Source organism: Streptomyces sp. NPDC006314, from assembly GCF_040613075.1.
GTDB lineage: Bacteria > Actinomycetota > Actinomycetes > Streptomycetales > Streptomycetaceae > Streptomyces.
In genome coordinates, this window is record NZ_JBEXRL010000019.1 from 50,016 (window position 1) to 71,253 (window position 21,238).

At 71.3% G+C, this 21,238-nt stretch carries 19 protein-coding genes, 1 tRNA gene, 2 pseudogenes and 1 riboswitch; of the genes and pseudogenes, 15 read left to right on the plus strand and 7 right to left on the minus strand.

What is annotated here, in order from left to right; translation table 11 throughout:
* Positions 1-302 precede the first annotated feature (302 nt).
* Both ABZ079_RS28630 and ABZ079_RS28635 read left to right on the plus strand, forming a co-directional pair.
* On the plus strand, positions 303-1,844 hold the full coding sequence (locus ABZ079_RS28630; protein ID WP_356942324.1) for an alpha/beta hydrolase: 1,542 nt from the start codon (positions 303-305) through the stop codon (positions 1,842-1,844).
* Between the two features lie 107 nt (positions 1,845-1,951).
* Positions 1,952-2,028: transfer RNA gene (locus tag ABZ079_RS28635), tRNA-Thr, on the plus strand.
* Between the two features lie 165 nt (positions 2,029-2,193).
* Here ABZ079_RS28635 and ABZ079_RS28640 read toward each other — a convergent pair.
* Both ABZ079_RS28640 and ABZ079_RS28645 read right to left on the minus strand, forming a co-directional pair.
* Positions 2,194-2,610 carry a hypothetical protein gene (locus ABZ079_RS28640; RefSeq protein ID WP_356942325.1) on the minus strand — a complete coding sequence of 139 codons (417 nt, stop codon included), beginning with the start codon at positions 2,608-2,610 and terminating at the stop codon, positions 2,194-2,196.
* 235 nt (positions 2,611-2,845) lie between these two features.
* Entirely contained in the window at positions 2,846-3,076 is a 231-nt protein-coding gene (locus ABZ079_RS28645) for a hypothetical protein (RefSeq protein WP_356942326.1), read from the minus strand.
* Between the two features lie 80 nt (positions 3,077-3,156).
* A riboswitch (cobalamin riboswitch) is annotated at positions 3,157-3,344 on the plus strand.
* A 26-nt stretch (positions 3,345-3,370) separates the two neighbouring features.
* Between ABZ079_RS28645 and ABZ079_RS28650 the strand changes: the two genes are divergently transcribed.
* From ABZ079_RS28650 to ABZ079_RS28660, 3 genes and pseudogenes are all read left to right on the plus strand, one after another.
* Complete coding sequence (locus ABZ079_RS28650; protein ID WP_356942327.1) at positions 3,371-4,486, plus strand: HoxN/HupN/NixA family nickel/cobalt transporter; 1,116 nt, start codon at positions 3,371-3,373, stop codon at positions 4,484-4,486.
* 362 nt (positions 4,487-4,848) lie between these two features.
* Positions 4,849-5,157, plus strand: a pseudogene (locus ABZ079_RS28655) (glycosyltransferase family 2 protein); the annotation flags it as partial.
* Positions 5,158-5,697: 540 nt separating this feature from the next.
* The gene (locus ABZ079_RS28660; RefSeq protein ID WP_356942328.1) at positions 5,698-8,991 is read left to right on the plus strand and encodes a BTAD domain-containing putative transcriptional regulator; all 3,294 of its coding nucleotides are present in this window, start codon (positions 5,698-5,700) and stop codon (positions 8,989-8,991) included.
* Between the two features lie 18 nt (positions 8,992-9,009).
* On the opposite strand, the gene ABZ079_RS28665 is transcribed toward ABZ079_RS28660, so the two are convergent.
* Both ABZ079_RS28665 and ABZ079_RS28670 read right to left on the minus strand, forming a co-directional pair.
* Positions 9,010-10,707 carry a bifunctional 3'-5' exonuclease/DNA polymerase gene (locus ABZ079_RS28665; RefSeq protein ID WP_356942329.1) on the minus strand — a complete coding sequence of 566 codons (1,698 nt, stop codon included), beginning with the start codon at positions 10,705-10,707 and terminating at the stop codon, positions 9,010-9,012.
* A gap of 48 nt (positions 10,708-10,755) precedes the next feature.
* Complete coding sequence (locus ABZ079_RS28670) at positions 10,756-11,529, minus strand: Clp protease N-terminal domain-containing protein (RefSeq protein WP_356942330.1); 774 nt, start codon at positions 11,527-11,529, stop codon at positions 10,756-10,758.
* Between the two features lie 429 nt (positions 11,530-11,958).
* On the opposite strand from ABZ079_RS28670, the gene ABZ079_RS28675 reads away from it, so the two are divergent.
* Positions 11,959-13,068 carry a DUF2786 domain-containing protein gene (locus tag ABZ079_RS28675; protein WP_356942331.1) on the plus strand — a complete coding sequence of 370 codons (1,110 nt, stop codon included), beginning with the start codon at positions 11,959-11,961 and terminating at the stop codon, positions 13,066-13,068.
* 13 nt (positions 13,069-13,081) lie between these two features.
* Here ABZ079_RS28675 and ABZ079_RS28680 read toward each other — a convergent pair whose 3' ends face one another.
* Both ABZ079_RS28680 and ABZ079_RS28685 read right to left on the minus strand, forming a co-directional pair.
* Positions 13,082-13,597, minus strand: coding sequence for a DUF4232 domain-containing protein (locus tag ABZ079_RS28680; protein ID WP_356942332.1), 516 nt, complete (start codon positions 13,595-13,597; stop codon positions 13,082-13,084).
* Positions 13,598-13,785: 188 nt separating this feature from the next.
* Positions 13,786-14,229, minus strand: a complete 444-nt coding sequence (locus tag ABZ079_RS28685; RefSeq protein WP_356942333.1) for a hypothetical protein — start codon at positions 14,227-14,229, stop codon at positions 13,786-13,788.
* 148 nt (positions 14,230-14,377) lie between these two features.
* Between ABZ079_RS28685 and ABZ079_RS28690 the strand changes: the two are divergent.
* The 5 genes and pseudogenes from ABZ079_RS28690 to ABZ079_RS28710 all read left to right on the plus strand — a co-directional run.
* Positions 14,378-14,503 (plus strand): annotated as a pseudogene (locus ABZ079_RS28690) (50S ribosomal protein L31); the annotation flags it as partial.
* 430 nt (positions 14,504-14,933) lie between these two features.
* Entirely contained in the window at positions 14,934-15,305 is a 372-nt protein-coding gene (locus ABZ079_RS28695) for a VOC family protein (RefSeq protein ID WP_356942334.1), read from the plus strand.
* Positions 15,306-15,316: 11 nt separating this feature from the next.
* Positions 15,317-15,673 (plus strand): metalloregulator ArsR/SmtB family transcription factor, encoded by a 357-nt coding sequence (locus ABZ079_RS28700; RefSeq protein ID WP_356942335.1) that lies wholly within the window; start codon positions 15,317-15,319, stop codon positions 15,671-15,673.
* On the plus strand, positions 15,670-16,143 hold the full coding sequence (locus tag ABZ079_RS28705; RefSeq protein WP_356942336.1) for an SRPBCC domain-containing protein: 474 nt from the start codon (positions 15,670-15,672) through the stop codon (positions 16,141-16,143). Before ABZ079_RS28700 ends, ABZ079_RS28705 begins: the two co-directional genes overlap by 4 nt.
* 197 nt (positions 16,144-16,340) lie before the next feature.
* Positions 16,341-16,559, plus strand: a complete 219-nt coding sequence (locus tag ABZ079_RS28710) for a DUF397 domain-containing protein (protein WP_048910258.1) — start codon at positions 16,341-16,343, stop codon at positions 16,557-16,559.
* Between the two features lie 101 nt (positions 16,560-16,660).
* On the opposite strand, the gene ABZ079_RS28715 is transcribed toward ABZ079_RS28710, so the two are convergent.
* Complete coding sequence (locus ABZ079_RS28715; protein ID WP_356942337.1) at positions 16,661-17,158, minus strand: ATP-binding protein; 498 nt, start codon at positions 17,156-17,158, stop codon at positions 16,661-16,663.
* 344 nt (positions 17,159-17,502) lie between these two features.
* Here ABZ079_RS28715 and ABZ079_RS28720 point away from each other — a divergent pair, with 344 nt between their 5' ends.
* From ABZ079_RS28720 to ABZ079_RS28735, 4 genes are all read left to right on the plus strand, one after another.
* Entirely contained in the window at positions 17,503-18,327 is an 825-nt protein-coding gene (locus tag ABZ079_RS28720) for a helix-turn-helix transcriptional regulator (RefSeq protein ID WP_356942411.1), read from the plus strand.
* A gap of 70 nt (positions 18,328-18,397) precedes the next feature.
* Positions 18,398-19,858 (plus strand): aldehyde dehydrogenase family protein, encoded by a 1,461-nt coding sequence (locus ABZ079_RS28725; protein ID WP_356942338.1) that lies wholly within the window; start codon positions 18,398-18,400, stop codon positions 19,856-19,858.
* 100 nt (positions 19,859-19,958) lie between these two features.
* Entirely contained in the window at positions 19,959-20,498 is a 540-nt protein-coding gene (locus tag ABZ079_RS28730) for a DinB family protein (RefSeq protein ID WP_356942339.1), read from the plus strand.
* 24 nt (positions 20,499-20,522) lie between these two features.
* A complete protein-coding gene (locus ABZ079_RS28735; protein ID WP_356942340.1) occupies positions 20,523-21,164 on the plus strand; it encodes a PadR family transcriptional regulator in 642 nt (213 codons plus the stop codon).
* Positions 21,165-21,238 lie beyond the last annotated feature (74 nt).

Sequence of the window (21,238 nt, forward strand, 5' to 3'; positions counted from 1 at the left end):
TCGTACCGCGGTCGAGGGCCGGGGTTCCCCTACCGTTGCCGAAGTCCGCGGTCCGCGTACCGCTGTCCAGGCCCGGCGCCTGAGAATCGGTGCCGAACTCCGGCCTCCCCGTGCCTCAGCCGGACTCCTCCGCCCGTACCACCGTTGACGTCTGGCGTCCCCCGTACGAGCCCACGCCGCACACATAGCGCCTCCAAGTCGTCGCGCAGAGTTACGATCTCCCGATGCACACCAGGTCATCCCACTGCCGCCGATCTCCGCTCCGGCCCCGGGGCACCCACATCCCGACGATGGACCGTCTCATGGCCGCGCTCCTCACGGCCGCCGCGCTGCTCGTGACCGCCTGCTCCTCCGGGAGTCCGACCATGTCGACGGGCGGGACGGTGGACGCGGCGCTGGCCGCGCTGCCGCGGTCGACGCCGTCGGCGCTGACGCCGTACTACGCGCAGCGGCCGCACTGGCGCAGCTGCGGTACCCCCGGCTTCCAGTGCGCGACGATCAAGGCCCCGCTGGATTACGCGAAGCCCGGCTCGGGCGACGTCCGGCTCGCCGTCGCCCGCAAGAAGGCCACCGGCAAGGGCAAGCCGCTCGGCTCACTGCTGGTCAACCCGGGTGGCCCGGGCGGCTCCGCGATCAGCTACCTCCAGCAGTACGCCGGCATCGGCTACCCGGCGGACGTCCGTGCCCGCTACGACATGGCCGCGGTGGACCCGCGGGGCGTCGCCCGCAGCGAGCCCGTCGAATGCCTCGACGGACGTCAGATGGACGCATACACGCAGACGGACCTGACGCCCGACGACCAGGGGGAGCGGAACGCGCTGGTCGCGGCCGACAAGAAGTTCACGGAGGGCTGCGGTGCGCATTCGGCACGGCTGCTCCGGCACGTCTCCACCGTCGAGACGGCACGGGACATGGACATCGTGCGGGCGGTGCTGGGCGACCGGAAGCTGAACTACGTCGGGGCGTCGTACGGCACGTTCCTCGGGGCGACGTACGCCGGTCTGTTCCCGGAGCGGGTGGGCCGTATGGTCCTGGACGGCGCGATGGACCCCAGCCTCGACGCCCGCGAGCTGAACCTCGACCAGACGGCGGGATTCGAGACGGCGTTCCAGGAGTTCGCGAAGGACTGCGTACGGCACCCCGACTGCCCGCTCGGCGGCACGAGTACGACGCCCGCACAGGTCGGCGACCACCTCAAGGCGTTCTTCCGCAAGCTGGACACCCACCCCATCCCGGCGGGCGACCCGGGCGGCCGCAGGCTCGGCGAGGCGCTCGCCACCACCGGGGTGATCGCGGCGATGTACGACGAGGGGACGTGGGAGCAGCTGCGCGAGGCGCTGTTCTCGGCGATGAAGGAGAACGACGGCGCGGGCCTGCTCGTGCTCTCCGACAGCTACTACGAGCGTGACAAGAGCGGCCGCTACAGCAACCTGATGATGGCCAACGCCGCAGTGAACTGCCTGGACCTGCCGCCGGCCTTCTCCGGCCCCGAACAGGTGGAGAAGGCGCTGCCCCAGTTCGAGAAGGCGTCCCCCATCTTCGGTGGCGGCCTGGCCTGGGCCTCGCTGAACTGCGCGTACTGGCCGGTGAAGGCGACGGGCGAACCGCACCGCATCGAGGCGAAGGGTGCGGCGCCGATCGTGGTGGTCGGCACCACCCGCGACCCGGCGACCCCCTACCGCGAGGCGCAGTCCCTGGCCCGCCAGCTCTCCTCGGCCCGCCTCCTGACCTACGTCGGTGACGGCCACACCGCCTACGGCCGTGGCAGCAGCTGCATCGACACGGCGATCAACACCTATCTGCTCCGCGGCACCCCGCCGACCGCCGGAAAGCGCTGCTCATAGCCCGTCCACCCACCCCGGAGCGGAGGGCTCCGGGGTGGGTGCGAAGCACCCTTGGAAACTGTGTAGACTTACCGACGTTGCTGATCGCACCATGGTGTGGGCAGCGCGCCGCTTTAGCTCAGATGGCCAGAGCAACGCACTCGTAATGCGTAGGTCTCGGGTTCGAATCCCGAAAGCGGCTCCACTGAGACCCCGGGTCGGACATCGTCCGACCCGGGGTCTTCTCGTTCAGCGGAGACGACGGCTGCGGCGCGCGCGTGCCGCGCCCCCCGGACGCGGCGGCATCCCCGGGAGCCATGTCCTCGCGGATCCGCCTGGGTGGACGGGGGGCACGCGCGCGCCTCGCGGCTCAGGCGCGGACGTCGTGCCAGGGCGAGCACTCCCGGTACGTGCTGGTCACGATGCAGCCCCGCAGCTTGTACGCCTTCCCTTCGGGGAGGTTGCCGGGGACGATCTTCATGTAGGGGGAGTCGTGGCCCCGGGTGGAAGCGATGCGGCCGTTGCTGAGCTCCGCCTCGATTCCCAAGCCGTCGGCGTACACGTCCTTGGCGATGAGGGCATCGCCCGGAATGTCGGGGGCGGGCTGCGGGTCGGCGTTCCAGCGGGCGTACCCGATCACCTTCCCGCTGGAATTGTGGATGGTGATGGTGTACGACCCGTCCGGGTCCATGGCGTTGGCAGTGCCGGCCCCGGCGGTGAGCGCCACCCCGACGAGCATCGCGCCCATGCCGAGGATCGTGCCGACGCGCTTGCGTATCAGGCTCATGTGGTTCCCCTGTTTCTCTGTACGGCAGGTCGCCGTCGCACTGCCTTGCTTCATCAACGACAGTGATGATCAGTCATCATCACTCTATAGAACGGTTGTTACGCCTCGACCGGGGTGGGGCGCACGCGGGTCAGGGCGGCAACCGGCTCTGTGGCAGAGGCAGGGCGGCTCCATGGCCTGGGTGACCACGTGGGAGCGAGCATCGAGAAGGGGCGCGGCAGCGGACGGTAGCGCGTCAGTCGGGTGAGACGCAGTGTTTCAGCAGTGCGGAGATCGATCCGTCGACGAGCCGACCGGCCTCGTGGAGCGCGAGCAGCAGGGACAGACGGCCGGGATCGGAGAGCAGCGAGAAGCGATCGGCCCAGGCGCGTACCCGCTCCGGCTCGCCGACGGCGGCGATGGCGTCACAGACCCGATGGCCGTCGATGGTGCGCTGCCCGGCACGATCCGCGGGGACGAGATGCATGCCCCCATCATCGCAGCCACCTGCCCCGCGCCTCCATACCTGTTCAGCTGTGCAGCCTTGCAGCCGCTACCCACCGCCCCCTAGTGTGAGCAGGCCGTGGTGTTCGGGAAGACCGGTGACAGCCCTCAGGGCTCAGACCGGAGCGGCCCTCGCCACTGTGATCGGGAAGTTCCCGCCCCCTACACGCCACTGGCCGCACAGCCGGGAAGGCAGGGGCGGGCGCGGCGACCCGTCAGCCAGGAGACCGGCCACGGCATCACGAAGCTGATCCACGAGGTGCTGGAGCGTGAACGCATGACCGTGTCCGAAGGCGTGCCCGAAACCGCCGCCACCCCGTCCCCGTCGTTCCGCTGGCGTCGCGAGGACACCGTCCGGACCGTGGGCCTGCTGGGCGTGATCGTCGCCCTGCACGTGGTCGCGTTCGGCATCCTGTTCCTGCTCGTGATTCCCCGTCACTATGAGGTGGGCACCAAGGCGTTCGGCCTGGGTCTCGGCATCACGGCGTACACGCTCGGCATGCGGCATGCCTTCGACGCGGACCACATCGCGGCGATCGACAACACCACCCGCAAGCTGATGGCCGACGGAAAGCGGCCGGTGTCGGTGGGCTTCTGGTTCGCGCTCGGGCATTCCAGCGTGGTGGTCGCCATGGCCGCCCTGGTCGCCGGAGGCGCGAAGCTCGCCGGCACCCTCATGAACGACGGCTCCCGAACCCACCAGGTCCTCGGCACCGTCGGCACCACGGTCTCCGGCAGCTTCCTGTACCTCATCGCCGCCCTCAACCTCGTCGCGCTCTTCGGCATCCTGCGCGTATTCAGGGCGATGCGCGCCGGACATTACGACGAGGCGGAACTGGAGGCCCACCTCGACTCGCGCGGCTTCATGAACCGTCTCCTGGGCCGGCTCACCAAGTCCATCCGCCGCCCGGGCCAGATGTTCCCGCTGGGCTTCCTCTTCGGCATCGGCTTCGACACCACGACGGAGGTTCTGCTCCTCGCCCTGGCCGGCAACGGTGCCGCCGCGGGTCTGCCGTGGTACGCGGTGCTGTGCCTGCCGCTGCTGTTCGCGGCCGGCATGAGCCTGTTCGACACCCTCGACGGCACGTTCATGAACTTCGCCTACCAGTGGGCTTTCTCCAACCCGGTGCGGAAGGTGTTCTACAACCTCACCATCACCGGCCTGTCCATCGCCGTGGCCTTCTTCGTCGGCACGATCGAGCTGGTCGGCGTCCTGCACGACAAGCTCGGCCTGCATGATGACGTCACGGGCTGGATCGCGGCCCTGGACCTGGACAACGTCGGCTATGTCATCGCCGGCCTGTTCGTCGTCGTCTGGGCCGTGGCCATCGCGTACTGGCGCCTGGCCAAGGTCGAGGAGCGCTGGACCGTCCGCGTCGCCGACGAGGGCTGAGGGGGAGCGCTGGACCGTCCGCGCCTGCGGCACGGGCTGCCCGGTGAAGACGACGAGGTGCCACTTTCCCTTGCCGCGGGTCACCGTGCAGGTGTCGCTCATGGGCCTGCCCGCCTTGTCCTTGGCGGTGAGATGGGCGCTGCCGGTGTCGGGGCCCATGTCGTGGCCGGCCTCCAGATCGCTGATCTTCCCACCCCGTCCGCCTTTTCGCGGCGAGGATCTTTGCTGCTTCTCGCCTCGGCCAGGGCTCGTCCTTCACGCCGCCGATCTGCTCCTTCTTCTCCTGTGAGGGGGCAGCGGCCTGTCATGTGCGGTGGGCGTACCACCAGGTGTGCGGTTGGTCAGAGATGATCTTCTTCACGCTTTTGCACGCCCCCGGGGTGCTGCTCCGGCACCCCAAGACCTCACCGGCCCGGCACGCCGTCTACTACCGCATCAACGCCCGCGACCGCGTCAGGCTCGTCCGGCGTCGACTGCCCCTGCCGCTCATCCCGGTGCACCTGGGGGTGTGGACGCTGCTCACGCTCGCCCGCACCCGTTCCCGGCCGGGGCTGAAGGCATGGTTCGGCGGATTCCTGGAGGGGGTGCGGGAGCCGGCCGGAGAGCGACGGGCGATGCGCTGGCGGGCGGTGTGGCGGCTCACCCGGCTCGGCCGCCCGCCGGTGATCTGACCGTGTGCGGGGGCGGGGCATCTCTGGGTCTGCGGCTGGGCCCGGAGTCCGAGCTGTGCGACGGCCCCCAAGGTCCGCGCCGTGCCACGGGCCGGAAGGGCAAGCCCCGAACGCAGCGGCCGGGAAAGGGAGTCCAGCGGCCCGGCGAAGGGAACGGGACGGAGCCCCGGTCGTTCACCTCCGCCGCCCGGGGCCCCTTGCGTCCCCGGATCCGGCCAGCGGCGACACTCCCCCGAGTTACGCGACTTACGCGCGCGCCGTCGAGCCAGATCCGATGGAATGATCACATCAGGATGCGCCAACGGATCGCTAACATGTGGCCAACGGTTCCACGGCGGGTCGCGGACCGGCTGGCCGGAAGTCGCCCCGGCGACAGGGGAACAGGCGGTGGGACGGGCGGGTCCTGAGCCGGAGCGGCGAAACAGAAGGTGGCGGGAAACCGTTGTGGACAGGGCGGGAATCCGCCAGGGAACGGCGGGCGCGCGCCCGCCGCGGAGCACGGTCGGTCCCGACCGCGCGGGAAGGCAGTGGGGCGGCGTGATGCGGCGGTACGAGCTGCGGTTCGGCCTGCTGGGACCGCCCGTCCTCTACGACCGACCGCCGTACGAGATCTCGTACGGCACCCCCGGCGGCCCTTCCGGCGAACCCGCCGACAGCACCCTCGCCGGCGCTTCCCAGGCCCCGGACGACACCTCCGACGACGGTGTCCGCGCCATCGGTAGTCCCAAGGTGCGCACCCTGCTCGCCGCCCTGCTGCTGGAGGCCGGCCGGGTCGTGTCCGTGGAGTCGCTGAAGGACGCCCTGTGGGGCGGGGCGCCGCCCGTCTCCGCTCAGGCCTCCCTGCACAACCATGTCACCCGGCTGCGCCGGCTTCTGGACGACCCCGACCGGCTCAGGGCCGTACCGCCGGGGTATCTGCTGCGCGTGGATCACGGCGAGTTGGACGTGCACGTGTTCGACGTACGGGTCAGCGAGGCGCGTGCCGCGCACGCCCTGCGGGACTGGCCGGGCGTCGTACGTGCCTGCACGGCCGCGCTCGCGCTCTGGCGCGGCACCCCGCTCAGCGGGCTCCCCGCCGACCTCGGTGGATACGCCCTCGTGCAGCGCCTGGAGGAGGCGCGGCTGCTTCTGCTCGAGTGGCGCTATGACGCCGAACTCGCGCTGGGTGGTGCCCGGTTGGCCGCACTGGTCCCCGAGCTGGCGGCTCTCGTCGCCGAGTATCCGCTACGCGAGGCGTACCACCGTCAGCTGATGCTCGCCCTGCATCGCACCGGCCGCCAGGCCGAGGCCCTGGCCGTCCACCGTGACCTGCGTGCCCGCCTGGTCGAGGAACTCGGTATCGAGCCCGGCACGGCGGTCCGTGAGGCGCACGCCGAGGTGCTGCGGGGGAGCGGCGAGGGACAGCGGCAACGCGAGGGGCACGGTGACCGGCGGCGAGTCGCCGAGGACAGCCGACAGCGGCGTCCGGGACACGACTCGGGGACGGCTGGCGCCACGACGCCTCCCGCATCCCCCCGCGAAGCCGACTCCGCCACGCGGCAGCAGACCCCGCGCCCGGCCCAGTTGCCGGCTCCTCCGGCCCACTTCACCGGCCGCGCCGATGTACGCCGGGAGCTGTGCCGGGCGTTGACCGAGCCGCCCGCACCGGCCCCTGCCGTCGCCGTGATCAGCGGTATGGCGGGCGTCGGCAAGAGCGCGTTGGCCCTGCATGTGGCACATGAGCTGCGGGAGCGTTTCACCGACGGCCAGCTCTACGTCAACCTGCACGGCGCCACCCCGGGCATGGTCCCGCTCGCCGCCGTGCAGGCACTCGCCGCCCTGCTGCGCGACCTCGGGGTCGAGCCCCGCAACGTCCCCGAACACCCGGACGCCGCGGCCGCGTTGCTCCGCTCCTTGCTGGCGCCCGCCCGCATCCTGCTGGTGCTGGACGACGCGGCCAACGCGGCCCAGGTACGGCCTCTGCTGCCCGCCGGGCCCGGCTGCGCGGTGATCGTCACCAGCCGTTCGCCGCTGACCGCCCTCGACGGTGCCCGGCGCTTTCCGCTCGGCCCGCTGACCGGCGAGGACAGTGCGGCCCTGCTGCGCGCGGTGAGCGGACGCGAGGGACTGGACGCCGGTCACGCACTGGTCGAGCTGACCGGCCGGCTCCCGCTCGCGCTGCGTGTCGTCGCCGCCCGGCTCGCCGCCCGCCGCGCACTCACCGCGGACGTGCTGGCGTACCAACTGGCTGCCACCGGGGGACGGTTGAACCACCTGGAGTACGACGACCTGAGCGTTCGGCGCTCCCTGGCCGTCGCCCATGACGCGCTCGCCGCCGCCGAGCGCGAAGCCGACCGGGACGCGGCCCTCGCCCTGCGCCACATCGGCGCGCTCGACCTGCCGGCCTACAGCGCCCCGCTGATCGCCCGGCTCACCGGCACCGACCCCCGCCGCGCCGAGGCCGCCCTGGACCGCCTGGTCGACGTCGCCCTGCTGGAGGAGACGGCGTACGGCCGCTATGCCCCGCACGACCTGGTCCGCGACTTCGCCCGCGAACTGGCGGACCCGGGAGCGGACAGCAACGCCGACCCCCTCGGCACCCTCCGTGCCGCCGCCCCGGTCCCCGGCACGACCCCTGCCCAAGCCCCGGCCCAAGCTGCCCATGCCCCGGCCTCCGCCACGAACTCCGCGCCTGCCCCAGCCACCCCGGGCACTGGCACCCCCGCCCCCGATCTGGCCGCCCTCCGCTGGTACGCCGCCGTCGCCGAGCGCCTGTTGATGGCGATCGTGGAGCCGGGGCTCGACCAGGACGACCGGCGTCGGCCGACCTCCGCACAGCCACCCGAGCATGCCGCGGACGTCGCCGCACTGCCGGTCTTCGAGTCCGCGGAGGTGGCCTTCGCGTGGATTGAGCTGGAGTTGGAGAACATCGTCACCCTGGTGGCACGGAATGCGGACACAGCCGACGTACGCCGGGCCGCCCACCTCTCGACGCTCGTGCGACTGCTCTTCCCGTACGTGCAGCGCAGCGGACGGGTCGCCGAGATGGAGGTGCTGGGGCGGGCCGGGCTGCAGGCGGCGCGACGGCTCGGTGACGCGGCGGCCGAGGCGTACGCGCTGGGCGACCTGGCGGGCCTGCACTTCCTGACCGGCCGGCAGAACGACGCCCTCGCCCTCACCGACCGGGCCCTGGAGATCTGGCGACGGCTCGGCACGGCCTCCCGGATCCGGCGCTGTCTGAACAACCGCGGGCTGCTGCTGGAGGGGCTGGGCCGGTACGAGGAGTCAGGGGAGGCGCTGCGGCAGAGCCTCGCCTGTTCGCGGCAGTTGAACGACCCCTACGGCGAGGCCGTCACCCACAGCCATCTCGGCAACCTCTACGAGCACATCGACCCGCGCGCCGCCATCGAGCAGCACCGGCGTTCGCTGGCGATCGGGGACGCGATCGGTGCGGTCATCGTGCAGCACTCGGCGCACTGCAACATCGGCTACGCACACCTCGCCCTCCGTGAACCGGCCGCCGCGGCGCGGCACTTCGAGGAGAGCCTGCGCATCCTCGGCGGCCACGGCGACTGGCACGGCGAGGCCCAGACCCGGCTAGGCCTGGTCCGCGCGCTGCGGGAGCTGGGGGAGAGCGAGCGGGCGGGCGGCGAGTGTGCCGAGCTGCTGCACCGGGCCGAAGCCCGCGCCGACCGCTACATGGGCGGCCTGGCCCGGCACCAGCACGGGCTGCTGCTGCGCGAGCAGGGACGGCGGGCGGAGGCGTACGACGCCTGGCGTGCGGCGCTCGTGGCGCTGGACGGGACGGACGAGCAGGCGGTGCTGGAGGAGCTGCGGGGGCTGCTCGCGGACTGAACGGGCCAGGCGGCCGGCTTACTTGGCATCGGCATAGCACTCCACCACCGCCGTGCTGAACGGGAACCTCACCGGTGTCTCGCCGAAGGTCAGCCGCCCGGCGAGGTCCGCGGACTCGCGGATGGCCTGGGCGACGGTGTCGGCCTCCTCTGCGGGGCAGTGCACGATCACCTCGTCGTGCTGGAAGAAGACCAGCTCGGCCTTGAGGTCCGCGCAGGCCCGGCGCAGTGCGGCGAGCAGCAGCAGCGCCCAGTCGGCGGCGCTGCCCTGCACGACGAAGTTCCGCGCGAAGCGGCCTCGCGCACGGGAGTTGGTGGAGGCGTAGCCGGGCACCCAGCCCTGGCCGTCGGTCTGCGCCTCGGTGTCGTCCTCGCCGACGGGGATGCCGGCCTCCTCCGCCGAGTCCTCGCCGGAGCCGGCGGCCGGCGGGCAGGTCCGGCCGAGCCAGGTCCGCACCAGCCGGCCCTCCTCGCCCGCGCGTGCCGCCTCGTCGACGTAGGCGACGGCCTTGGGAAATCGGCGGCGGAGCGCGGCGAGGTTCTTCAGGCCGTCGCCGGAGGTCTGGCCGTAGACCGCGCCGAGCACGGCGAGCTTGGCCTGGTTCCGGTCGCCGGAGAAGGCGCGGTCGGAGACGGACTGGTACAGGTCGCTCTCGCGGCCGGCCACCTCCATCAGGCCGGGGTCGCGGGAGACGGCGGCCAGCACCCGCGGCTCCATCTGGTCGGCGTCGGCCACCACCAGCCGCCAGCCGGGGTCGGCGACCACGGCCCGACGGATCACCTTGGGGATCTGCAGGGCACCCCCGCCGTTGGTCACCCAGCGCCCGGTGACGGTGCCGCCGGCGAGGAACTCGGGGCGGAAACGGCCGTCGCGCACCCAGTCCTGTAGCCAGGACCAGCCGTGTGCCACCCAGATGCGGTACAGCTTCTTGTACTCCAGCAGCGGCTCGACGGCCGGGTGGTCGACGGACCGGATCTCCCAGCGGCGGGTGGACTTCACCTTGATCCCGGCCTGCGCGAAGGCCTTGACGACGTCGGCGGGCAGGTCCGGCCGGACCCGGCGGCCGAAGGCGGCGGACACCTCGTCCGCCAGCTCGGCGAGGCGGCGCGGCTCGCCCCCGCCCGCGTACCGCTCGCCGAGCAGGTCGTGCAGCAGCTCGCGGTGGACCTCGGCGCTCCAGGGCAGGCCCACGTGGTTCATCTCGGCGGCCACCAGCATCCCGGCCGACTCGGCGGCCGTCAGCAGCCGCATCCGGTCGGGGTGGGCGGTCCGCTGGTGCCGCCGCTGCTGATCGGCGTAGACCGCGAGGAGGTCGTCGAGGGGCAGGTGGGTGCCGGCCGGCTCGAACAGCGGGGACTGGGCGCCCGGTTCGGCCGCGCGCTGCGGCGGGTCGGGCGGTACGGGGCCGCCGCGGAGGCGGGCCAGGGCGGCGGCGGCCGAGCGTGGCTCGCCGTACCGTCCCTCGTGGCCCAGCAGGAGTGTCTCGGCGTCCTCGATGTCGTAGCACCGCTCCACTCGCACCCCCGTGGCGAGCAGACGCGGATAGACCTCGGGGGTCGACCGCCACACCCAGCGCGTCACCTCCGGGCGGCTCCGCACCGCCCCGGCGAGATCGCTCTCCCGCCGCACCGGTCCGGCGGGCAGCCCGTCCGGGCCGAGGGGGGCGACGTCCACGCCACGGTCCTCGGCCGGTGCGAGCGCCCACCGGTCCGTCATGACTGCGAGTGTGGCAGGCGGGTCTGACAATGGGACTGACCTGCGCCTTCAGTCCTCAGAGCGGTCCGTGGGGCCGGTCGCCGACTCTGCTGCCGCTGCCTCCGTCTGCTCCAGCAGCAACGCCAGCATCTTGCCGACGTACTCCTCGGTTCCCGTCTTGGTGATGCCGAGGCCGCTGAGGACGCCCTGGCCGTTCTCGTGCTCCAGAAGGGCCAGCAGGATGTGCTCGGTGCCGATGTAGTTGTGGCCGAGCCTCAGGGCCTCGCGGAAGGTGAGTTCCAGGACCTTCTTGGCCGCGGGGCCGTAGGGGATCAGGTCGGGGATGTCGTCCGCGGCGGGCGGGAGCGCGGCGGTCGCGGCCTGCCCCACGGCGTCCAGGGTGGTGCCCTGCGCGGTGATCGCCTTCGCGGCCAGGCCCTCCGGCTCGGCCAGCAGCCCGAGGACCAGGTGCTCGGGCCGGCCCTCGGGGGTGCGGGCGGCCACCGCCTCGCTGTGCGCGGCCATGACCACGTTCCGCGCACGCGGGGTGTAGCGGCTGAAGCCCTGGCTGAGGTCGAGGTCAGCGGACTCCTTGGGCACGAACCGCTTCTGCGCCGCCTGCCGGGTCACGCCCATGCTCTTGCCGATGTCGGTCCAGGACGCGCCCGAGCGGCGGGCCTGGTCCACGAAGTGGCCGATCAGGTGGTCGGCCACGTCTCCGAGGTGATCGGCCGCGATCACCGCGTCCTGGAGCTGGTCGAGCGGTTCGGTGTGCACCTTCTTGATGGCCTCGATGAGATCGTCGAGGCGCACGGATGCCGTGATGTTCTCGTGGGTCGCCATGTGTCAACCGTAGGTTGCGCCTCCAGAGGTGTCAACCGATGGTTGACAATTCACATCTGCCCGCGACCACCGCCCCGCGGAAGTGGTCCCGGCCCCGGAACACCCGGCGGCTGCGCCGCAGCAGTGAGGAGAGAACTCCCGGAGAGTTGCTCCTGTTCGCCCGGCCGCACCTCGGCTGCCCGTGCCCGCGTGCCCGCGTGCCCGCCTGCCCGCCTGCCCGCCTGCCCGCCTGCCCGCCGTCACCCGGGACCTGGCTGTCCACGCTTGCGGGCGCCCGGGGCCCGGCTGCCCGCCCTCGCCGGGTGCCCGGCCGCCGGCCCACAGCCGCACCATGAACCGGGCCGCCCGCGCCTGACGCCACCCAGGTGTTGTCCACAGCCTGTGGACGACCTCCGCCCGCTGTCGGTGGGCCGTGGCACGATCGACGGCGTGACCAGCACTGCCAGTACCGTCGAGCGGGCCTTCCGGGCCGCCCTCTACGACGACACCGAAACCGGCCTCGACACGGGTGCCTCCCTGCTCGCCGCCGACCCCGCCGCGGATGGTGAACTAGCCCGCCGCGGCGAGGAGTTCGTGGCGGCGGCCTGGCGGCGCGGCTGGCAGCCCGCCGACGTCGTCCGGCTCGTGCGGCGCGAGCTGGAGGAGGTGCACGAGCGCCTGGCCGCCGCGCTGATCCGGGCGCAGGCCGGGCGGGACCGCCCGCGCGGGCGCCGCTGGGCCGCTCAGCTGGAAGCGCTGCCGGAGGGTCCCGCACGCGAGACCGACCGTTTCTCGCACGCCACGGCCGTTCTGGAGCTGTACCGCCTGCTGTTGCGCCTGCCCGCCCTGGAGCCGCTGGAGGAGGAGTCCCGCCGCGCTCCCGGCCCGGCCGCCTCCCGCATGCTCACCCGCATCCGTGCGCTGCTCGCCAAGGCCGAGGCGACCGGCTATCCGGAGGAGGCGGAGGCGCTCAGCGCCAAGGCGCAGGAGCTGATGGCCCGGCACAGCGTCGACGAGGCGCTGCTCGCCGCCGAGGCGCCCGCCCCGGACACGCCCGGCGCCTGCAGGATCGGGGTCGAGCCGCCCTACGAACAGGCCAAGGCGGTCCTGCTGGACGCCGTGGCCACCGCGAACCACTGCCGTGCGGTGTGGAACGAACCGCTCGGCTTCTCCACGGTCGTCGGCTTCGAGGCGGACCTGGAGGCGGTCGAGCTGCTCTACACCTCGCTGCTGGTGCAGGCCACACACGCGATGACCAAGGCGGAGGCGGCCCAGAGAGCCGGCGGGCGGAAACGGACCAAGACCTTCCGGCAGTCGTTCCTCGCCGCCTACGCCCACCGTGTCGGTGACCGGCTCGCGGCCGCAGCCGAGACCCAGGTCACCCGGGACCTGCTGCCGGTGCTGGCCACGCGCGCGATAGCCGTCAGCGGCCGCCTGGAACGCATGTTCCCGGAGACCACCACCACCCGGCTGCGCGGCGTGAGCGACGCGGCGGGCTGGACGGAGGGCACGGCGGCGGCCGACCGCGCCCAAGTCGAGGGTCGGCACCGGTTGCCGTGAGCCTCGGTCCGCCTCAGTCCCCGACCTGCTGGAAGGCGCTGACGGCGGCGTTCGGCTCGTCGCCGGTGCCCTTGGCGGCGATGGGGCCATACGACCACGGGAAGCTCCGGACGGTGGTGGAGCCGGGCAGGCTGACCTTCACCGTCTTCGCCGCCAGGCTGCTCTTGTCGCCCGCCTCGCCGCGCACATAGCTGATGGTGAAGGACGCCGAATCCCCCTTGGCGAGCTTCAGCCTCTGCGCCTTGGCGCCTTCGAGGGCGGGCACCCTGTGCTCGACGTCGCCGGTGTTCAGCACGGCGCCGGGGAAGCCGTCCAGGGTGCAGGGGGCGCTGTGGTTGGTGATGCTGACCGGCACCTCTCCGGAGTCACCGGCGGCCGGCGCCACGCTCGCCGTCCCGATCTGCACCGACACCCCGCCGATCTTGCAGGCCGAGCTGTTCTTGTCGCCACTCTTGCCCCCGCCGTCGTCGCAGGCGGTGAGCAGAAGGGCGGTGGCGAGGGCGGTGACGGTGAGCGGAAAAGCGCGCATGAGCAGGTCCCCATCGAGGTCGTGACGGTGCCCCTGCATCATGGCGCCTGCGCACCGGCCCCGTTCGCGCGCCCCTCCCCGATCACCGCTTCGGGCGCCTTGCCGGACCGCCTTCGGACGTCTTTCCGGACCACTGAATCGGGTGACCCGCCGGTCCGCCGCCTCGCGCCGGGCCGATCGGCGCCGCGTCACTGCTTCAGGATCGGCAGCCCCGTCGGCAGCTTGCCGCCCTCGGCCCTGGTGTACGTCTCCTGGCCGAGCTTGCCCGACCAGGTCACCTTCATGGCCTTGCCGTCCACCGAGTCGACCATCCCGGTGACCCGGTCCTTGCTGCCGTCGGCGCAGGTCAGATGGATCATCCGCATGCCGGCCTGGGCGCCCGCGGTCCCGCTGCACACGGTCCCGCCGGTCGCGAAGATCCCGGCCTTCTTCCCGGTGATCACCAGGGCCACGACCTTGCCTCCGGCGGTGGTGATCCAGCTGCCCTGGAGCTTGGCCGAGGCGCCGGTCACGCCCGGGGACCCGGTGGCCGTCGGAGCCGTGGTGGTGCTGGGTGAGGATGAGGAGCCGTCCTTCGAGCCACCGCCGCTGCACGCCGTCAGCGCCAGCGCGCCCGCCAGTCCCGCGGCCACGGCCGCACTCCGTACTCTCGCAGTCGCAGAAGTCACCGGAAAACTCCCAAGCTGTAGCGGCCGGCCGCCCTCGGCCGGACGGCCCGCAGCAAGCTACCAGCAGTTACCAGGGGGACTTCCGGACGCCGGGCAGGAATCCCTTGTGAGCCCGGTCGTGGACATCGGGATCTCGAACGTCGGCCACCCCTTCTGCACCCGCGCCGCCCGCGCGCTGGACACCGCCGGGCGCGTGGAGCGCTTCGAGCGCCCGTACGGGAAGCGGGGCGGGGTGTGAGCCTCGCGGTGCCGCCTCGTGGGCGGACTGCGCGCCGACGCCCCCGAGCCGGCCACCGGGCCGGCTGCTCGCCGGGGTGCCCGGCGTGTCGTCGTGCTCCACCGCGACCTCGTGGCGGCCGCCGCCTGAACCGTCGTGCACCACGGCATGGTGCCCCCGGGTGAGACGCCCCAGGCCGACGCGCGGTCGCGGGCCGCCTTGGGTGCGCAGGACACCGATCTGCTGCGGAAACCCATCCCCGGTCGCTGCGGGATCCGCAGCCGCGGGTTGTCCCGGGTCGGCGCGTGGTAGCAGCGGCCGCTGGCGCGGGCCATCAAGAACGCGCGCGTGATGGCGTCGCCGCCCTGCTCGTCCAGGTGCCCCCGGGATCGACAGGTAGGGATCTCCCTACGCTTGACCCGTAGGAAAGTCCCTACCTATTGTTGGGTGCATGGACATCAGCCACGCCTCCTTCGTCACCCTCCCCGTCGCCGACCAGGACCGTGCCCTGCGCTTCTACCGGGACGTACTCGGCTTCGAGGTCACCGCCGACGTGCGGATGCCGCCAGGGCGGTGGCTCCAGGTCGCGCCGAAGGGCGCGCAGACCGTCTTCACGCTGTCCGGACCGGGGATGGGCGATTTCGAGCCCGGCTCGACCCGGGGGATCATGTTGCTGACGACCGATGTCGACGCCGACTGCGCGCGGCTCACCGAGGCGGGCACCGAGGTGCACGGCCCGGACGAGCACCCGTGGGGGCGGATGGCCTCGTTCCGGGACCCGGACGGCAACGGTCTGATGCTGCTCACGGAGGCTCACCAGTAGAAAGGCCGGTCATGCCCGCAGTCGGGGCCCCAGAGGCCGCCGTCGAGGACCGTGTCTTCGCCGCGCTCGCCAACGCCACCCGTCGCGAGGTGCTACGGCTGCTGCGCGAGCGCGGACCACAGCCCGTGCAGGCCCTGGCCGACCACTTCGACATGCGCCGCCCGAGCCTCTCGGAACACCTCAGGGTGCTCCGGGAAGCCGGCCTCGTCTCCGAACAGCGTTCCGGACGGCAGCGCATCTACCGCCTCGAGGCGGCCCCGCTCGCCGAGGTGCAGGACTGGCTCCACCCGTACGAGCGGTTCTGGCGCGAGCGGCTGAAGGGCCTCGGTGCACTGCTCGACCGTATGCCGGACGATGACCCGTCATGAGCACAGCCGAGGGCGGCGCGGATGGCGACCTCACCACCATCCGCGTCGACCAGTTCTTCCCGCATCCGCCCGCCAAGGTCTGGCGCGCCCTGACCGACCCCGAGCTGCTCGCCCGCTGGCAGATGCCCGGCGCCGAGGACTTCCGGCTCCAGGTCGGCCACCGGTACCGGATGACCTCCGTCCCGCGTCCCAACTCCCGCTTCTCCGGTGTCGTCGAGGTGCGGGTGCTCGCCTACGACACCGAGCGGATGCTGTCCCTCCGGTGGGTGGACGCCGATCCGGCCAATCCCGCGGACTGGACCATCACCTGGACCCTGGAACAGGAAGGGCGCGGTACGCGTCTCTTCCTAGTGCACGAGGGATTCGATCCGGACGATCCGGCTCAGATGATGGCGTGGAAGATCATGGGCGGGGGCTGGAGAGGGCATGTGCTGCCCGCTCTGGGGCAGGCACTGGAACGGCTCGGGTAAAGAGCACGCCAAAGCGGTAACCGCGGCACCATGCACCATGCACGTGCATCTGCTCAAGCAGCTGCACGTGAAACGGGGCTATGATCCGGATCAGTTGACCACAGCATCTATGGCCACACAGCCAGTGCACCACCGGGGAGCGACCTGTGGACCGCGACGTTGACGGCGTTTACGGGGGGTTTGACGTGTACAACGGCATGGCTGCCACGCAGCTGGACGGGGTGGCCTGGCAGAAGAGCAGGCACAGCAACTCGCAGGGCTCCTGCGTGGAGTTCGCGCGGCTGCCGGGCGGCGAGGTGGCCGTACGCAACTCGCGTTTCCCGGACGGGCCCGCGCTCGTGTACACGCGCGCGGAGATCGAGGCCATGCTCCTCGGCGTCAAGGACGGCGAGTTCGACCATCTGATAGCGAGCTGACCGCCTGAACTCGCGACAGCTCCGTTGGCAACGATGTCCGTGCACTGGAGAGCCTGGGGTGACGCGCGTAGACACCGGGCGTCGCTCAGTGTCGCGGTGCGTCAGCCGGCCGACCGGAGCCGGAACATCGCCCAGACGACCTTGCCGTCGAGGGTGCCCGCGAGCGGATGCCAGCCCCAGCCGTCGGCGAAGGAGTCGACCAGGAACAGGCCGCGGCCCGACTCGGCCGAGAAGTCGTCCGAGTCGCGCGGGACCGGGGTCTCGTGGCTCGGGTCCCGCACCGCGCACACCAGCCGCTCGGGCCAGTGCATCAGATGCAGCCGCACGGACTGGCCGTGTTCGTCGCAGCGCCCATGGTCGGCCGGCAGCGCATGGCGCAGAGCGTTGGTGACGAGTTCGGAGACGACGAGACATATGTCGTCGAACCGGTCGCCGACGGTCCACTGGTCGAGCGTGTCACGGGTGAAGCGCCGCGCTTCGCGCACCGCCTCGTAACGGGCGGGCAGGGCGCAGGACGCGGCATCGGACGCGGCCGTGGGGTCCAGTGGCGGAAGGCCCTGCCGTAACGGCTTGAGCATGGTCGATCCATTCGTCCCCATGCGAGGCACTCCCGGGAGTCGCGGTCGTTGCGATGCAGCGGTGGCGCGGCACCATGGTTTCGGAAGCCAAGGGCAGATGCAAGGGCAGATGCACGTGCACGCGACCGAAATAACCCAGCCCGTACCGCTTCTTGGCCATTTTTTCTGCCATCTTCACAGCGAATTCCGTCAGTGGTCCCTACCTCTGTCTGGTCCCGAGCGGGCAGAAACGGCCGACCTCTTTCCGTTTCCGTAACCGCACGAGTACTGCTCGAAGTGTTTTAGTGGCAGACTGCGGGCCCTGGAGACGGTTGGGGAGGCTGGCGAAAGTGAGCGCGGGAGAGCCCGGATCGGTGGTGCGGCGGATGCTGCTCGGCTCGCAACTCAGGCGACTGCGTGAAGCACGGGGGATCACGCGCGAGGCGGCGGGGTACTCGATCCGCGCCTCAGAGTCGAAGATCAGCCGGATGGAGCTGGGCCGGGTGAGCTTCAAGACCAGAGACGTGGAAGACCTGCTGACGCTGTACGGCATCACCGACGACGCCGAGCGCGAGTCCCTGCTCTCCCTCGCCCGCGAGGCCAACGTGGCGGGGTGGTGGCACAGTTACACCGACGTCCTGCCCAGCTGGTTCCCCACCTATGTGGGCCTGGAGGGCGCCGCCGCCCTGATCCGCGCCTACGAGGTGCAGTTCGTGCACGGCCTGCTGCAGACCGAGGAGTACGCCCGCGCGGTGGTCCGGCGCGGCATGAAGGGCGCGAGCGCCGCCGACGTCGAGCGGCGGGTCGCCCTGCGCCTGGAGCGGCAGAGGTACCTGCTCTCCGACAACGCCCCCGAGTTCCACATCGTCCTGGACGAGGCCGCCCTGCGCCGCCCCTACGGTGACCGCGAGGTGATGCGCGGTCAGCTCCAGCATCTGATCGACATCTCCGAGCGGCCCAACGTACGGCTGCAGATCATGCCGTTCAGCTTCGGCGGGCACTCCGGTGAGAGCGGCGCCTTCACCATCCTCAGCTTCCCCGACGCCGACCTGTCCGACGTCGTCTACCTGGAGCAGCTGACCAGTGCCCTCTATCTGGACAAGCGCGAGGACGTCGCCCAATACGAGCAGGCTCTGAAGGAGCTGCAGCAGGACAGTCCCGGGCCGGACGAGAGCCGCGACCTTCTCCGAGGTCTCCTCCAACTCTCTTGACACGTAAGTACGATGACGTGTGATCAGACCTTGACCAGGATCTGGCGTCCGCTAGTGATTGAGGGATCACATGTCGTCCTACTTCAGCGACCTGGCCCAGCAGTACATCGACGGGGAATGGCGTCCGGGTACCGGCTCCTGGGACGTGATCGACTTCAACCCGTACGACGACGAGAAGCTCGCCTCGATCACGGTGGCCACGGTAGGTGAGGTGGACCAGGCCTATCGGGCGGCCGCCCGCGCCCAGAAGCAGTGGGCCGAGCTCAACCCCTACACGCGGCGTGCGGTCTTCGAGCGGGCGCTGAGGCTGATAGAGGAGCGCGAGCAGGAGATAGCCGACCTGATCATCGCGGAACTGGGCGGCACGCGCGTGAAGGCCGGCTTCGAGCTGCACCTCGCCAAGGAGTTCCTGCGCGAGTCGGTCCATCTGGCCCTGCGCCCCGAGGGCAAGATCCTGCCGTCCCCGACCGACGGCAAGGAGAACCGCGTCTACCGGGTGCCGGTCGGGGTCGTGGGAGTGATCAGCCCCTTCAACTTCCCCTTCCTGCTGTCGCTGAAGTCGGTCGCCCCGGCCCTGGCGCTCGGCAACGGCGTGGTCCTCAAACCGCACCAGAACACCCCGATCGCCGGCGGCACCCTGATCGCCAAGATCTTCGAGGAGGCCGGACTGCCCGGCGGCCTGCTCAACGTCGTCGTCACCGACATAGCCGAGATCGGTGACGCGTTCCTCGAGCATCCGATCCCGAAGGTCATCTCCTTCACCGGTTCCGACAAGGTCGGCCGGCACGTCGCCACCGTCTGCGCCAGGCACTTCAAGCGCTCGGTGCTCGAACTGGGCGGCAACAGCGCGCTGGTGGTGCTGGACGACGCCGACATCGACTACGCGGTGGACGCGGCGGTCTTCAGCCGGTTCGTCCACCAGGGGCAGGTCTGCATGGCCGCCAACCGGGTCCTCGTGGACCGCGCCGTCGCCGACGAGTTCACCGAGAAGTTCGTCGCCAAGGTCAGGACCCTCAAGGTCGGCGACCCGCGCGACCCGCAGACCGTCATCGGCCCCGTGATCAACTCCGCGCAGGCGAACGCCCTCTCGGGCACCGTCCAGCAGGCGATCGCCGAGGGCGCCACGGCCCTCGTGCAGGGCGCCACGACCAACAACCTGGTCGAGCCCAGCGTGCTCACCGGCGTCCCCGCCGATTCCGCGCTGCTGCAGCAGGAGGTCTTCGGCCCGGTGGTCTTCCTGATCCCGTTCGACGGCGAGGAGGAGGCGATCCGGATCGTCAACGACACCCCGTACGGCCTCAGCGGCGCCGTCCACACGGGTGACATCGAGCGGGGTGTCGCCTTCGCCAAGCAGATCGACACCGGCATGTTCCACGTGAACGACGGCACCGTCCACGATGAGCCGCTCGTGCCCTTCGGCGGTGAGAAGCACTCCGGCATCGGTCGTCTGAACGGCGAGACGACGCTGGAGGCTTTCACCACCATCAAGTGGATCTCGGTGCAGCACGGTCGCAGCGGCTTCCCGTTCTGAATTTCCTCCGGGGTGCCGGGCCCTTGCGGACAGAAGCTGACCGCAAGGGCCCGTAGCGTCGTCGTTGTCAGGAAACGGATGCGATGAAAGGCGGGCGGTCATGGTCAGTCACGTGCGTGCGGAGGCCCAGGGCGACGAGCGGGGGGCGCTGCTCTCCTTCCTCGCCGAACAGCGCGGTGGCATCCGCCGGGCGGTACTTGGGCTGACGGACGAGCAGGCCTCGACCCGCCCCAGCGCGAGTGAGCTGTCGCTGGCCGGGCTGGTCAAGCACGTCGCCGAGGTCGAGCAGGGCTGGGTCGCGCGCGCCAAGGGCGAGCCGCCGGCGGTCAAGCGCGACGAGTCCAACTGGCACGAGTGCTTCACCCTGGCCGAGGGCGAGACGCTGGCCGGGCAGCTGGCGTACTGGGAGCGGGTCGCGGCCGAGACGGAGGAGTTCGTCCGCTCCGCGCCCAGCCTCGACGACACCTTCCCCCTGCCGAACGACCCCTGGTTCCCGCCGGACGAGCGGGTCTCCGTACGCTGGCTGTGCCTGCACCTGATCCGCGAGACGGCCCGGCACGCCGGTCACGCCGACATCATCCGGGAATCCCTGGACGGGAAGACCGCCTTCGAGTTGGTGGCCCTGGAGCAGGCGGGATAGCTGTCCGGCCCTACGCTGGACAGCATGTCAGCGATCCGTCTTCTCGTGCTGGGCGCGGTCCGCCAGCACGGGCGGGCCCACGGCTACCAGGTCCGCAACGACCTGGAGTACTGGGGCGCGCACGAGTGGTCCAACGCCAAGCCGGGCTCGATCTACCACGCCCTGAAGCAGATGGCCAAGCAGGGACTGCTGCACGCGCACGAGATCGCGCCGTCCACGGCCGGGGGGCCGCCGCGTACCGAGTACGAGATCACGGACCGCGGCGAGGACGAGTTCTTCCGGCTGCTGCGCGAGTCCCTGGTCTCCTACGACCAGAAGATGGACATCCAGTCGGCGGCCATCGGCTTCCTGGTCGCGTTGCCCCGGGCCGAGGCGCTGGAGCTGCTCCGGGAGCGCATCCGCCGGATCGGGGCGTGGCGGGCGGCCGTCACCGAGCACTACATCCCCGAGGACGGCCCTGAACAGCTCGGTCACATCGGCGAGATCATGAACCTCTGGGTCCAGACGGCCGACTCCGACGCGGCCTGGACCCAGGGGCTGATCGGCCGTCTGGAGGCAGGTGCGTACACCTTCGCCGGGGAGGGCGAGCCGTTCGTCGGCGTGCTGAGCGAAGGGCAGGAGAACCCGTACGCGACGGGGGAGCGGCATCCGGAGGACCGCCACTAATCAAGTTTGACTACATGCTCCGGATGCCTTAACCTCCGTGAGGTAGTCAAGTTTGACTAGGATCGAGAGGGAGT

What these genes read in the sequence shown, in the direction of transcription:
- ABZ079_RS28735 (WP_356942340.1), top strand. Translation starts at nt 20,523, where the DNA reads ATGTCAGCGATCCGTCTTCTCGTGCTGGGCGCGGTCCGCCAGCACGGG.
- ABZ079_RS28730 (WP_356942339.1), top strand. Translation starts at nt 19,959, where the DNA reads ATGGTCAGTCACGTGCGTGCGGAGGCCCAGGGCGACGAGCGGGGGGCG.
- ABZ079_RS28695 (WP_356942334.1), top strand. Translation starts at nt 14,934, where the DNA reads ATGGACATCAGCCACGCCTCCTTCGTCACCCTCCCCGTCGCCGACCAG.
- ABZ079_RS28665 (WP_356942329.1), bottom strand. Translation starts at nt 10,707, where the DNA reads ATGACGGACCGGTGGGCGCTCGCACCGGCCGAGGACCGTGGCGTGGAC.
- ABZ079_RS28710 (WP_048910258.1), top strand. Translation starts at nt 16,341, where the DNA reads ATGGCTGCCACGCAGCTGGACGGGGTGGCCTGGCAGAAGAGCAGGCAC.
- ABZ079_RS28715 (WP_356942337.1), bottom strand. Translation starts at nt 17,158, where the DNA reads ATGGGGACGAATGGATCGACCATGCTCAAGCCGTTACGGCAGGGCCTT.
- ABZ079_RS28725 (WP_356942338.1), top strand. Translation starts at nt 18,398, where the DNA reads ATGTCGTCCTACTTCAGCGACCTGGCCCAGCAGTACATCGACGGGGAA.
- ABZ079_RS28680 (WP_356942332.1), bottom strand. Translation starts at nt 13,597, where the DNA reads ATGCGCGCTTTTCCGCTCACCGTCACCGCCCTCGCCACCGCCCTTCTG.
- ABZ079_RS28720 (WP_356942411.1), top strand. Translation starts at nt 17,503, where the DNA reads ATGCTGCTCGGCTCGCAACTCAGGCGACTGCGTGAAGCACGGGGGATC.
- ABZ079_RS28660 (WP_356942328.1), top strand. Translation starts at nt 5,698, where the DNA reads ATGCGGCGGTACGAGCTGCGGTTCGGCCTGCTGGGACCGCCCGTCCTC.
- ABZ079_RS28700 (WP_356942335.1), top strand. Translation starts at nt 15,317, where the DNA reads ATGCCCGCAGTCGGGGCCCCAGAGGCCGCCGTCGAGGACCGTGTCTTC.
- ABZ079_RS28705 (WP_356942336.1), top strand. Translation starts at nt 15,670, where the DNA reads ATGAGCACAGCCGAGGGCGGCGCGGATGGCGACCTCACCACCATCCGC.
- ABZ079_RS28670 (WP_356942330.1), bottom strand. Translation starts at nt 11,529, where the DNA reads ATGGCGACCCACGAGAACATCACGGCATCCGTGCGCCTCGACGATCTC.
- ABZ079_RS28640 (WP_356942325.1), bottom strand. Translation starts at nt 2,610, where the DNA reads ATGAGCCTGATACGCAAGCGCGTCGGCACGATCCTCGGCATGGGCGCG.
- ABZ079_RS28650 (WP_356942327.1), top strand. Translation starts at nt 3,371, where the DNA reads ATGACCGTGTCCGAAGGCGTGCCCGAAACCGCCGCCACCCCGTCCCCG.
- ABZ079_RS28645 (WP_356942326.1), bottom strand. Translation starts at nt 3,076, where the DNA reads ATGCATCTCGTCCCCGCGGATCGTGCCGGGCAGCGCACCATCGACGGC.
- ABZ079_RS28630 (WP_356942324.1), top strand. Translation starts at nt 303, where the DNA reads ATGGCCGCGCTCCTCACGGCCGCCGCGCTGCTCGTGACCGCCTGCTCC.